At 65.5% G+C, this 12,594-nt stretch carries 12 protein-coding genes; 8 read left to right on the forward strand and 4 right to left on the reverse strand.

All coding sequences use genetic code 11. The annotated features are described in order from the left end of the window. Positions 1-451 precede the first annotated feature (451 nt). Complete coding sequence (locus GKO32_RS16715; protein WP_154757807.1) at positions 452-1,150, reverse strand: TetR family transcriptional regulator; 699 nt, start codon at positions 1,148-1,150, stop codon at positions 452-454. A gap of 297 nt (positions 1,151-1,447) precedes the next feature. On the opposite strand from GKO32_RS16715, the gene GKO32_RS16720 reads away from it, so the two are divergent. From GKO32_RS16720 to GKO32_RS16750, 7 genes are read left to right on the forward strand one after another with little or no spacing between them, the layout of a single operon-like run. Continuing rightward, positions 1,448-2,539, forward strand: coding sequence for an NAD(P)-dependent alcohol dehydrogenase (locus GKO32_RS16720; RefSeq protein WP_154757808.1), 1,092 nt, complete (start codon positions 1,448-1,450; stop codon positions 2,537-2,539). Positions 2,540-2,541: 2 nt separating this feature from the next. Further along, positions 2,542-3,954, forward strand: coding sequence for an aldehyde dehydrogenase family protein (locus GKO32_RS16725; protein WP_154757809.1), 1,413 nt, complete (start codon positions 2,542-2,544; stop codon positions 3,952-3,954). Between the two features lie 41 nt (positions 3,955-3,995). Then, positions 3,996-5,261 carry a cytochrome P450 gene (locus tag GKO32_RS16730; protein ID WP_154757810.1) on the forward strand — a complete coding sequence of 422 codons (1,266 nt, stop codon included), beginning with the start codon at positions 3,996-3,998 and terminating at the stop codon, positions 5,259-5,261. 13 nt (positions 5,262-5,274) lie between these two features. After that, a complete protein-coding gene (locus GKO32_RS16735) occupies positions 5,275-5,487 on the forward strand; it encodes a ferredoxin (protein WP_246243925.1) in 213 nt (70 codons plus the stop codon). Continuing rightward, complete coding sequence (locus GKO32_RS16740; RefSeq protein ID WP_154757811.1) at positions 5,484-6,692, forward strand: NAD(P)/FAD-dependent oxidoreductase; 1,209 nt, start codon at positions 5,484-5,486, stop codon at positions 6,690-6,692. The genes GKO32_RS16735 and GKO32_RS16740 overlap by 4 nt, the downstream gene beginning before the upstream one ends. Continuing rightward, positions 6,689-7,162: an HtaA domain-containing protein gene (locus GKO32_RS16745; protein ID WP_154757812.1), complete on the forward strand. Its 474-nt coding sequence runs from the start codon at positions 6,689-6,691 to the stop codon at positions 7,160-7,162. Before GKO32_RS16740 ends, GKO32_RS16745 begins: the two co-directional genes overlap by 4 nt. Then, the gene (locus tag GKO32_RS16750) at positions 7,159-8,748 is read left to right on the forward strand and encodes a carotenoid oxygenase family protein (protein ID WP_154757813.1); all 1,590 of its coding nucleotides are present in this window, start codon (positions 7,159-7,161) and stop codon (positions 8,746-8,748) included. The genes GKO32_RS16745 and GKO32_RS16750 overlap by 4 nt, the downstream gene beginning before the upstream one ends. A 202-nt stretch (positions 8,749-8,950) precedes the next feature. On the opposite strand, the gene GKO32_RS16755 is transcribed toward GKO32_RS16750, so the two are convergent. Both GKO32_RS16755 and GKO32_RS16760 read right to left on the reverse strand, forming a co-directional pair. Continuing rightward, positions 8,951-9,889: an alpha/beta hydrolase gene (locus tag GKO32_RS16755; protein ID WP_154757814.1), complete on the reverse strand. Its 939-nt coding sequence runs from the start codon at positions 9,887-9,889 to the stop codon at positions 8,951-8,953. After that, a complete protein-coding gene (locus tag GKO32_RS16760; protein WP_154757815.1) occupies positions 9,873-10,832 on the reverse strand; it encodes an oxidoreductase in 960 nt (319 codons plus the stop codon). Before GKO32_RS16760 ends, GKO32_RS16755 begins: the two co-directional genes overlap by 17 nt. A 212-nt stretch (positions 10,833-11,044) precedes the next feature. Here GKO32_RS16760 and GKO32_RS16765 point away from each other — a divergent pair, with 212 nt between their 5' ends. Then, on the forward strand, positions 11,045-12,019 hold the full coding sequence (locus GKO32_RS16765) for an oxygenase MpaB family protein (RefSeq protein WP_208024437.1): 975 nt from the start codon (positions 11,045-11,047) through the stop codon (positions 12,017-12,019). On the opposite strand, the gene GKO32_RS16770 is transcribed toward GKO32_RS16765, so the two are convergent. Continuing rightward, complete coding sequence (locus GKO32_RS16770) at positions 12,009-12,557, reverse strand: TetR/AcrR family transcriptional regulator (RefSeq protein ID WP_208024438.1); 549 nt, start codon at positions 12,555-12,557, stop codon at positions 12,009-12,011. The genes GKO32_RS16765 and GKO32_RS16770 overlap by 11 nt on opposite strands. Positions 12,558-12,594 lie beyond the last annotated feature (37 nt).

Genomic DNA, 12,594 nt, shown 5'->3' on the forward strand with positions numbered 1-12,594 from the left:
ACCCACTGCCCGAAGGCAAACGCCAGGACCTCTCGCTGGTTGACAGCATCGACACAGCGCTCGGACAACTCCAAGACCACCTCGACACCGCCAACGGCTACGTCCTGCTGGTTTCCGGCGACACTTCCCGCGCACCAGCTCCCCGGCACCGATCCACCTCGCGGCCAAGATGGACAAGGATCACCCTGACTTCGCCGAACCGTCGACCCCGACGAAGAAGCCGAACTCGGCTAGCTCAAGGGCGGGGGACTGTGTCGCGAGCGGTGTTTTCGGTCCGGCACGCTGGGCTGAGGTCCGGCGAGACGACGGCTGGGCCGGTGCCCGCTCCTACTCCTCAGACCCCGACCGCCGAACCGCACTCCGCTGCTGGCTCTACGCTCAGGTCCGCGCGGATTTTAGTTCCCGCTCGGGAATTATCGATGCGCCAGAAGGAGCGATCCGCCGCTGGCTGCTACTCGTTCAGAGGTGGTGAAGCTTCGGCAGTGAGCGCTTCGACGCCGCGGATGTAGATCTCGATCGAGATTTCGAGCTGACGCGCATCGTAGGTGTAGATCTGCGACTCCACGGCTTCACCGAGGTAGCGCGGGTGCTGCTCGGGAAGATCGCGTAGCACCTCACGAAGCCACAGATCGCGTTTCCCTGCGCCGTCTTGGGCCATGCCGACGACGCCGTGCGCGTACGCCTCGCAAATGTCGCTGAGCATCGAGAGCGCCCGGAGTCCCGTCTCGAGGTCGAAACCGGCTTGCACGTAGCGTGCGAGCACTGCCTCGGTCACGGTGAGCAAAAGCGCGTCGGCCGAAGCGCCGACCCGGACGTGTCTCGCCAGGGGGCCGAGCGCGATCACTGCCGATGCGATGCCATGTCCGTAGATGCGGCTCGCCTCGCGCCAGTCGCAGTCCGCCGGAATCGACACCGCGGCGAAACTGCGGGTGTAGGCGTCCACCGCGACCAGTCGCAGCAGGGTTTCGCGGTCGGATACATGGTGGTTGACGGCTTTGCGGTCGACGCCGAGCCGGTCGGCGACGGCCTGCATCGTGAGCTCGTCGGGAGCAATGGCCGAGGCTGCGCTGAGGATCTGCGGCAGATCCAGGCCGGCCTTGATGCCCTGCCGGCGCCGCCTGGTGTTCGGGGCGCTCGCGCTGTTGACCATGAACTTTCTTTCGCCGTTTCGATCGCGCCGGTTGACGCCTTCTTCGAACAGAGCTTACGCTCAGGGCTACCAGTTCCCGCCCGGGAACTGAGCTGGTAAGCTCAGCGAAGTCACCTAGGCGAGTCCGGCGGCCCGTGAAGGGCTCCGTCGCGGAGCCGGTTCCGGATCGAGACAGACCGGGCGGATCTGCCCACCGATAGAAGGAAGAGTTCCGATGCGCGATGTCTTGAGAATCCGGCCGGCCGGGACGGACGTCCCGTTCGGCCGGCACGGCTCCACGGTCAAGGACGTGTCGGCATGACAGCCGTGCCCACGGAGACGCTTGCGGCGGTGCTGCGAAGCGCGGACGGACAGTTCGACGTGGAGAAGGTTGCGATCGACGCGCCTGCCGCGAACGAGGTGCTCGTGCGAGTTGTCGCCGCCGGCATGTGCCACACCGACTCACTCGCTCGGGCCATCGGCAACTTTCCGATCGTTCCGGGTCACGAGGGGGCGGGTGTCGTCGAGGCGATCGGGTCGGCGGTCACCAGCTTGCGGCCGGGCGACCACGTCGTCATGAGCTTCGATTCGTGCGGCATCTGCGCGGCATGCCACAGCGGCCGGCCGTATCACTGCGCCGAGTTCGAGCTCTTGAACTTCGGCAATCGGCGGGCGGCGGCCCACCTCGCCGACGGCAAGGGTGTCGCCAATCGCTGGTTCGGTCAGTCGTCGTTCGCCGGATACGCACTGGCCGGCGAGCGGAACGCGGTGAAGATTCCGGACCACGTCGACTTACGGCTGGCCGGGCCGCTCGGTTGCGGCATCATGACCGGCGCCGGATCCGTCATGAACGTCATGCAGTTGCGCTCCGGCGACTCGATCGCGGTGTTCGGTGCCGGGGCGGTCGGTCTGGCCGCGGTCATGGCGGCCAAACTTTCCGGCGCCGGCGAGATCGTCGCCGTCGACATCCACGAGAACCGCCGGGCCCTCGCGCTCGAACTCGGCGCCGACCGTGTCGTCGATCCCGCCGCCGGGGACGAACTTGCGGTCCAGGTCGTCGGCAACGGCGCGCCTTTTGACTTTTCCCTCGATACGACGGCGCGAGCGGAGGTCATGTCCGCGGCAACCGAGGTGATCGGCCGGCCAGGGTTGGCGGTGCTGGTGGGAGCAGGCTTCGAGCCCCTGACATTGGCCCCCGCGTCACTGGCGGGAAAGGCCGTGGCCTACGCCTACCTGGGCCACGCGAACCCGCAAGTGTTTCTCCCACGGCTGATCTCGTTGTGGCAACGCGGAATGTTTCCGTTCGACCGCCTGGTCACATCGTTCCCGCTGGCCGACATCAATCAGGCGGAGGTGGCCTCGGCGGCCGGATCTGCCATCAAGCCCGTTCTCATGATGGAGGGACAGTAGTGATGACCAGCACCGATGCGGCCACCCGGGACTTACCACCCCTCGCTGCTGCGCAGGGCGCGCGCAAGGCCTTCACGTCCGGGCGCACGGCCACGATGCAATGGCGACGCGAACAGCTGCGGGCGCTCGACCGCCTGCTCGCCGAAAACGGCCCGGAGATCGAGGCCGTGCTGAAGTCGGATCTGGGTAAGCATCCGCTCGAGACCCACACCGTCGAGATCGGTTCGGTCCGGTCCGAGATCGCCCTGACCCTCAAGAAGCTCACCGCATGGACCAAGCCGCGCCGCGTGCCAGTGCCGCTGTTCCTGCGCCCCGCCCGTGCATCGGTGATCCTGCAACCACGCGGGACGGTCCTGATCATCTCGCCGTGGAACTATCCGATCCACCTGCTCCTGATGCCGCTCATCGGTGCGATCGCCGCCGGAAACGCTGTTGTCGTCAAGCCCAGCGAACTGGCGCCGCACACCTCGCACCTCATGGCGAAGCTGTTCACGGCATATCTTGACGCCGACGCCATCCGGCTGGTCGAGGGTGCGGTGGAGGAAACCACGGAGTTGCTCGAGTTCGCGTGGGACCACATCTTCTACACCGGAAACGGCACTGTCGGCAAGATCATCCTTACCGCCGCGGCGAAACATCTGACCCCGGTCACACTCGAACTCGGCGGCAAGTCACCGGTGTGGGTCGACGAATCGGCCGACCTCGACGCTGCTGCTCGCTCGCTGGTGTGGGCCAAATTCCTCAACGCGGGGCAGACCTGTATCGCGCCAGACTATGTACTCGCGCCGCCGGCCGTCGTCGACCGGCTCATCGCTGCGCTCCGGCAGCAGCTCACCGAGATGTACGGCGCCGATCCGCAAGCGTCGGCCGACTTCGGGCGCATCGTCAGTGTTCGCCATGTCGACCGCCTGGCGAATCTGCTCGGTTCGGGTGTGACCGTCGTCGGCGGACAGGTCAACCGAGAGCAGCGGTTCGTCGCCCCGACGATCCTGCGGGACGTGAGTCTCGACGATCCGGTGATGGGGGAGGAGATCTTCGGACCGATCCTGCCGATTGTCACGGTCGCGGGACCGGAGGAGGCGATCGCGATCATCAACAATCGTGACAAGCCGCTGGCCCTGTATTGCTTCACCGGTCGCGCGAACATCCGTGCCGCGTTCCTGCAGCGCACGACCTCCGGTGGGATCGCTCTCAATGCCGCCATGATGCAGCTCGCTGTTCCCGGACTGCCGTTCGGCGGGGTCGGGGCCAGCGGGATGGGGGCCTATCACGGCGAGCACGGCCTCCGCACGTTCAGCCACCAGCGATCGGTGGCCCGCAAGCTGCGTGGCCCCGACCTGACACGGCTCGGCCGGGCGCCCTACACCGCGCGGAAGGAACGCATGCTCCGGGGACGGGGCGCCGTCGCGAATTGACCCTCGATCCCCGCCCGACTTCGAAATGCCTGGAGACTCTGATGCTTTTGCATGCCAACCACCACGAGCCGACGACGGCCTACGACATCTCCAGCCGGGAGTTCTGGTCGAAGACACCGGAGGAACGCGACGAGACGTTCCGCCGGCTGCGCGCCGAGGCCCCGGTCAGCTGGCACCTGCCGATCGAATCGAACCTGCCACCGGAGGTGCACGGGCAGGCCGGATTCTGGGCGGTCACCAAGGCCGAGGACATCACCTACATCAGTCAGCACCACGACCTGTTCAGCTCGGCCCTCGCCTCGACGGCGCTGCACCCGTACCAGCCGCACAACGACCAGCTCTCGATCATTCTCGATATGGACCCGCCGGTCCACACTGCCTACCGCAAGGTCATCAGTTCGGCGTTCACGCCGAAGGCGGTCGCGAAATTGAGCGCACAGATCGAGGCCCGCGCACAGCACATCGTTGATCGTGTCGTCGGGGCGGGAGGCATTGACTTCGTCACCGAGGTCTCGGCGAAGCTGCCGATGATGACCGTCGCCGACCTCATGGGCATCCCCGAACACCAGGTCGAGGCCTTCGCCGCGGCCGGCAACCAGGTCGCGCTCCTGCAGGACTCACTCGCCCAGAATCCGGAGGCCAACTTCACCGACCTCTTCGCCGAGGTCATCGGCGCCCTCAGTGAGATCGGTTTTGCCCTGGCCGAAGAACGCCGGAAAAACCCGAAGGACGACATCATGTCGGCGATCGTCCATGCCGACGTCGACGGCGTGACCTTCGACCAGGACGCCATCCTCAGCACGATGATCCTGCTGAGCGTCGCAGGCAACGACACCACCAAGCAGACCACCACCCACACGGTCATCCAGCTCGCCAGGAACCCAGATCAAGCGGCGTGGCTGCGCGAGGACTTCGATGGCCGGATCGCCGGTGCGGTCGAGGAGTTCGTCCGTCACGCGTCACCGGTCATCTCCTTCGCGCGCACCGCAACCCAGGATCTCGACCTCGGCGGCCGGCGCATCCTCGCCGGTGACAAGGTCGGCATGTTGTACGCCTCCGGCAACCGCGACGAGTCGGTGTTCGACAACCCACACCGCTTCGACCTGTCCCGCAAGCGCAGCCCGCACGTCGGTTTCGGCGGCGGCGGCGTCCACTACTGCCTCGGCAACAGCGTCGCCAAGGCGCAACTGCGGGCCCTGTTCCGGCAAATCCTCACCAAGCTGCCCGTCATGGAGGTAGGCGAACCGGAACGGCTCACGAGCGACTTCATCAACGGATACCGGCACCTGCCGGTGGTCATCGGATAACGGAGTTCACCCCATGACGACCCTGCGTATCGATGTCGACCGGCGCCGCTGCACCGGCATCGGCATCTGCGAATCGCTTGTCCCCGAACGATTCGAAGTCGACGACGACGGCACCCTCATCGTGCACGACGACCTCGTCACCCCGGATATCCGTGACGGTATCGAGGATGCGGTGCGCTCATGCCCCGCATCCGCCCTGTCGCTGACCGAGCGGAACGAACAATGAGCACCCTGGTCGTCGTCGGAAGCTCACTCGCCGGCCTGCGCGCCGTCGAAGCCGCCCGACGAGCGAAGTTCGACGGAAACATCGTGCTCATCGGCGCGGAGAAGCACCTCGCCTACGACCGGCCCGCCCTATCGAAGGCAAGTCTCGTCGGCACCGCGCCGGTCGAACACCTGCAGTCCGTCGACGCGCTCCGCAGCGAACTGCATATCGACGTCCGCCTCGAGACGACGGCGACAGGGTTGCAACCCGAGACGAGAACGGTGCAGACGTCGACGGGCGAGGTTGCCTACGACAGCCTGATCATCGCGTCCGGAGCCGCACCGCGGATACCCTCCGGAATTCCCGCTCTCGACGGCATCGTCACGCTGCGGACCATTGAGGATTCGGCGCAGCTGCGCACACGGCTGCGGCCCGGTGCTCACGTCGTCATCCTGGGAGCGGGCTTTATCGGCGCCGAGGTCGCGTCGTCTTCCCGGCTCCTCGGAGCGATGCCGACCATCATCGACGCCGCCCCGGTCCCCCTGGTCCGAGCGGTGGGCGCGGAGATCGGGCGGGCACTGGCGTCGCTGCACGGCCGTCACGGCACGCCGCTGCACCTGGCGACGAGGGTCGAGGAATACCTCGGGCGCGACCGGGTCGAGGCGGTCAGGCTCACGACCGGTGAGGTCCTGCCGGCCGATGTGGTGGTGGTGGGCGTTGGCGCCGCGCCGGCGACCGGTTGGCTGCTGGGGTCCGGGATTTCCTTGCACCCGGATGACCAGGGCATCGTCTGCGACGAGTTTCTCCGCACCTCACTTCCCGGGGTCTTCGCGGCGGGAGACGTCGCGCATTGGCCCAACGCCGGCCTGGACGCGACGATGCGGCTGGAGAACTGGACCAACGCGGCCGACCAGGGCGTGCGAGCCGGGACCAACGCCGTCACCCCGCAGGCGATGGCGCCATACCGCACCGTCCCCTACTTCTGGAGCGACTGGTACGGCCAGCGCATCCAGTTCGTCGGAACCGCGGCAACTGAAGACGTCGAATTCGTCTCCGGCGCACCCCAGGAAGACCGGTTCGTCGCCGCTGTCTGGCAAGGCGACCGCCTGGTCGGGGCGGCCACCCTCAACGAGCCACGCAAGGTGATGAAACTACGGCGTCTCATCGCCCAGCGCGGAAGCCGGCACCATGTTCGCGACCTTCTCACACCGGTCCCGCAGCCATGACGACTCCAGCCGCCGCATTCGGACCGCACTATGGCGACCTCGTGTGGGGAGTGCTCGAAACCTTCGTCAACTACGTCCGGGCGGTACAGGGAAATGTCATCCTCATCGCCCCGGCGGCGGAAACCGTTGACGGTCGCTTCCGGTTCCCGCTGCTGGGCGTCGAGGGCCGGACCGCGAAGTTCGGCGGAGGCGTCCGCTTCGTGGCGCACGGCGGAGCACTCACGCTCGCGATCGAGCAACCCTGGATCACCACCACGCCAGGTTCACCGCACCGCAGACTGCTGTCCGTCCAAGGAACGCGCGCGACGAACTCCGAGGGCAGCCGCCTCGTTTTCGCCGACCTGCACCCCGACAACAGCGCCGTCCTCACCCCGGAAGCAACCGTCGCGTTCGACTTCCGCTACCAGGCCGGCATCGCGCTCGCGCCGGTCGATCTCGCACACAGACACGAAGACGGAAGGAACCCATGATGGAGCTGAACCTCGACCGCGACAAAATCTTCGACGACGCCTACCTCCGGGCGGACGCATTGCTCGACGCGGCTGAATTCAACAAGACCAACCCTTACAACGTCCCCGGCTACAAGCCGGTCCGTCAGGAACACCGCCATGTCCCTCTCAAGGTAGAAGGAGACCTTCCCGAGGACCTCGAGGGCGTCTATCTGCGCACCGGGACGAACTCGCAATTCGACGACGACAACGTCCGCATGCACGCTTTCAACGGCGCCGGCATGATCCACCAGGTCCAGATCAAAGACGGACAGGCTACGTACTCCAATGCGTACGTACGCACACCCAAGTTCGAAGTCGAAGAGCACCTGGGCCGACAGTTCTACATCGAGTTCGGTGAGGTCTCCACCGGAGGCCGGGATGTCGTGCCCAAAGTCGAGGTTGTCCAGTCCAAAATCGACGCAGGACTCGTTCCGTTGCCTACGCTGCTGGAGCGTGGCACCGGCGGGACTTCGGTGCGCTACCACCACGGACGGCTCTACTGCCTTACCGAGTCCGGATACGCCTTCGTGCTCAACACCCGAGAAGAGAGCGGGCTGCTCGTCATCGACGGCACCGGGCACAACGAGACCTGGGACGGTGAGTGGGATGGACCCTTCTCGGCGCACCCGACAGTCGATCCGGCCAACGACGACCTCTACAACCTCGGCGTCACCCCGGACGGCCGCATCATCGCCGCGCATATTCATGAAGGTGAACTGATCAAGCAGCACACGGTCCACCATCAAGGCAACGCGCCCGGCGAAAACATGGCCTGGCTTCACGATTTCTTCCTGACGAAGAACTACATCGTCTTTCCCGACGTCTCCATGCGAACCGACGGCACGGCGCTGTTCACCGAGCACGCCAGCGTGATCCGCTTCGACCCGGACCGGCCGCTGCGCTGGGGCGTCCTGCCCCGCGGGTTCGACGACAACACGCCCGTCACGTGGTTCGAGACATCGGTGGCCGGCACGGTCTGGCACGTGATCAACGCCTGGGAGCGGACCGGCGCCGACGAAAGTGAGGAAATCGTCCTCTACGGGCCGGTATTCGCGAGCTACCCCTCCAGCGTCCCCATCCACACGCCACTCGAGCCCGCCGCCGACGTCAAGACCTGGACCCTCAACCTCGGGACCGGCACGGTCACGGACGAGCGTCTGCTCAACGATCATGGCTACGAGCGGCCCAGCATGAACCTCGAATTCACCGGACGTGAGAACCGGTACGCCTACTTGCTCGACGAGCACGGCGACGGTTACATGGGCGTCGGCGTCTGCAAATACGACTTGCTCGACGAACGCGAGGCCGCCTATCTCCACTACGGCGGAATGTATGGCGGGGAGGCGCTCTTCGTGCCGCGCAAGGACGCGACCGCCGAGGACGACGGGTATCTCGTCGACCTGCTCATGGCCGAAGACCATGCCGAACTCGTCATCGTCGACGCCAAGGACATGCACGAGCTCGCCCGCCTCAGGCTGCCCCAGCGCGTACCTTTCGGTGTGCACGGCTGCTGGATCGGCACGAAAGAAGTCGAGGAGATCCGCTTCCGCCGCGGAAACCGCTGACCATCTTTTCGGCCGCTCACCCGGATCGTCTCAGGGAAGGGATCGATGGACAGGGCTCCATGCTCAGCTGCTGTCCATCGGTCCACGTCTCTGCCTCGGAATTGAAGGCAGGCAGTCGAATCAACCCACGGAGTGGGCGCAAAGGCGGACTGCCGCTACTTCCGCGGGGCGCGCGGGCAGGCCCCGCGAAGCGATCCCGGTTTCAGGCGGGTTTCGCGTCCAGGAGCCGGGCCAGCCATCCGATACGGGTGGCGCGGGCCGCCGCGGACAGGGCAGCGGTAGGGAACAGGGCGTCGAAGCCGTGGAAACCGCCTGCCCAGATGTGCAAGTCGGAGTGGCCGCCCGCGGCCCAAATGCGGGTGGCGTAGTCGACGCTCTCGTCGCGGAAGACCTCCTCCGAGCCGCCGTCGATGTACGTCGGCGGCAGGGCGGACAGGTCGCCGGCGAGCGACGGGGAGACATACGGGGAAATGTCGTCGTCGAGGCCGCCCAGCAGACAGCGCCAGCCGAACTCGTTCATCTCGCGGGTCCACACGCCCTGGCCGGAGAACTGGCGGCTGGACGTGGTGCTGTTGCGGTGGTCGAGCATGGGGCCGATCAGCACCTGCCCCGCGATCGGGACCGTGCCGCGGTCGCGAGCCATCAGCGTGACGCCCGCGGCCAGGCCGCCGCCCGCGCTGACGCCGGCCACGATGATGAGGGACGGGTCGATGCCCAGTTCGGCCGCGTGTTCGGCGATCCACACCAAACCGGTGTAGCAGTCGTCGACGGGAGCCGTGCCCTGAGCCTCGGGGGCCAGCCGGTACTCGACCGAGACCACGACCGCGCCGAACTTGTCGAGCCATTCCAAGGGAATGTCGATCTCCGAGAAGCGGTTGCCCATGATCATGCCGCCGCCGTGGATCCAGTAGACGCACGGCGCGTTCGCCGGGCGCGGGCCGGTGGGCCGCAGGACCGTCAACGGAACCTGACCGTCCGAGCCGTCAATGCTCAGCTCCTCCCGCTCGACCGCGCGGCCCTCGAGCAGCGGCTCGATCGTGGGGGCAGCGAACGGGCGGATCTGAGCCAGCGTTTCGACGGTGAGCGGCGGTATCGTTGGCAGGTCGGCCAGGTGTGCGTGAAGCTCAGGGTCGAGACTCATCGATCGAATTCTCCTGTCTGCGATCCTCTGAGGATGAGCTCTGAGTAGTCAGAGGGAATGAGACGCCGGTCAGCTTTTCGGACGCCTCCCACAACTGCCGCGCCGCCGAAGCATCGCGCGCCCGCGCTGCGCGGCCGGCCGGTTTGGGGGCCCCGCGAACTCCTAGGAAGCCGCCAGGGCCGGCGTAGCTGTTACCCGAAATGTCAGCGGTGGCGGCGTAAAGGGTGGGAAGAGCACCGTCTTCTGCGCCCTGCGTGATCAGGGAGAGAAGGGCCTTTTCGGTACGAAAACGAAGGTTCGGATTGTCGGACCTCATCAGATTCGTGGCCGAGAGTCCAGGATGCGCAGCTGTCGATATCACCGCCGATCCGGCCACGCTGAGCAGGCGCTGAAGCTCAGCGGTGAACAGAAGGTTGGCGAGCTTGGACTGGCCATAGGCCGGAGTTGGCCGGTACCGCCTGCGCTCCCAGTTCAGGTCGGTGAAGTCGATTGTGCCGATCACGTGAACGAGGGAGGCTACCGTGACGACGCGTTGTCTGATCTGGGGCAAGAGCAAATTGGTGAGCGCGAAGTGACCGAGGTGATTGGTCCCGAACTGCAGCTCGAATCCATCGGCGGTGCGCGAAAATGGCGGGAGCGATATTCCCGCGTTGTTGATGAGCAGGTCGATTGGCTCGGTCAGGTCGTGGGCAAAGCTGCGGATCGACGCCAGGTCGGCGAGGTCGAGCTCACGAACCTCGGTGTCACCGTCTATCGCCGTAGCGGCAGCAAGCCCTTTCTCACGGTTGCGTACCGCCAGCACAACTCGTGCGCCTCGCTCGGCGAGCACTCGGGCAGTGACATGACCGATCCCGCTGTTAGCGCCGGTGACAACGACCATGCGGCCCGACATGGGCGGAACATCCGAAGCGGCGAAACGCGACCTGGCCGCTGAAATCCTCATGCAGACATAGTGACAATATATGTATCTGATGTCAACATGTCAGAAGCGCTGGTGGAGAGCGTCACCTGTCAGCGTCGGGTGCATGCCTGCGGTAGTCGCCGAAGTGCTCGTGACCAATCTTGACCGTCATGAAATCGCCTCTTGGACTCGCTCCATCACTCAGTTCCCGGACGGGAACTTAACGCCGCGTCGACAGGAAACTGATGACAGGTATGACTGCCAACTCCTCGCCCGTAATTGACAAGATCGTGACGGAAGAGCGCCTGCTGGGCTCCGAGCGTCGATGGCGACGTTTCGGCGAACCGGCTCCCGCCGGGAAATCGCTGAACGGCGACGGAACGCCTGACTACGGGGTCTTCGGGCCGGGCAGCATGGTCTGGGAGGTCCTGCTGCATCCCGCGACCGTGGTCTTCGAGACTGTCGCCCAAGGCACCCTGCAGCTGCATGCGCCGTTATGGTTCGGTGACACGCCCACCGCGACACGAATGGCCGGTCACCTCCGCAATATCCACCGGCGCGTCAAGGGCGACGTCATCGACGTCGGCATGCCTGAGCTCGGTGGGTACGCGGCAACCGAGCCGCGTGATGCGATGTGGGCTGCCCTTACCGAATTGCACCCGGTCCTCTGGATGTATGAAAGCTTCGCCTACCACGGAGACGGCGGACCCCGGCAACTGACGGAGGAACAGCGCGACCAGTACGTGCGCGAGCTGGGTGTGTACCTGCGCCTGACGGGCGCCTCCGCGGAAGACATCCCGGGATCCATGGCTGAGCTCGACGCCCTCTACGACAAGTACTGGGACTTCTTCGGGCATAGCGACACCATGAATATCGTTCCCGAGACTGGCGAGGACAACCAAGAACTCATGGTAAAGGCGATGCAGCGGAACTGGCACCCGTCGCAGCAGCTTGCCGCAGATATGCTCCATGAGGTCTACGAGCAGTTCCGAACTCCGATCTTGGCGAGCTTCCCGGAGCGGATCCAGATCAAGGCGGGCCTCAGCCAAGTGCAGCGGACGGAAGCAGTGAAGGCGCTCGACGACGCGCAGCCCTTGATTCGCGAGCTGCAGCAGCCTGAGTCAGAGCGCCGCATCATGCGGATGATGTGGGGTCCCGATGCCATCATGCTTATCGAAAGCGCGCGGGAACTTCACCGGCGGGCGCTTCCCTGGCTTCCTACGAGCTGATGGGCGGCGCGAAGCGAGACGCGAGAAGCCGCGCCCGCCGCTCCAGCACCTCCGACGAGGGGTGGTCCGCGAACAATCCGTCAAGGGCCAGGAGGAACACTTCGGCGCTTGAATCGTCGCCCAGGACAGTGGCCACGCATTCGAACGCCACCTTGCGATACAGTGCCAGACTTTCGGGGTCAATTTGTTCGCACACGTCCAGAAACGAGTCACCCATGGGCGCGTCGACCATTTCCGCCCAAGGTTCCAGCACCAATAGCCGGCAGACGCCGACCAAGCGTTCATGGGCACTGCCGGCGCCGTTGGCCATCTCGTTCGCGGCGGGGCGCCGAGAAATCAGCCAGTCGACAAAAACGGCCCGGTAAATGTCTTCCTTGTCCTCGAAGATCCGATAGAGAAGCGTGCGCGAGAGGCCGGCCCGCTGACCGATGTCCGCGAATGTCGTCTTGGCGAAGCCAAAGTTCAGGAAGCACCAGTGCGCTGCGCTAAGGACCTTGGTGCGGCGAGCGGCCGCCTCTTCGTCGGTGATCGTTCGCACCAATGCACTGTGACAAATTCGAGTCAGAATGTCAACA

Source organism: Amycolatopsis pithecellobii, assembly GCF_009707865.1.
Taxonomy (GTDB): Bacteria; Actinomycetota; Actinomycetes; order Mycobacteriales; family Pseudonocardiaceae; genus Amycolatopsis_E; species Amycolatopsis_E pithecellobii.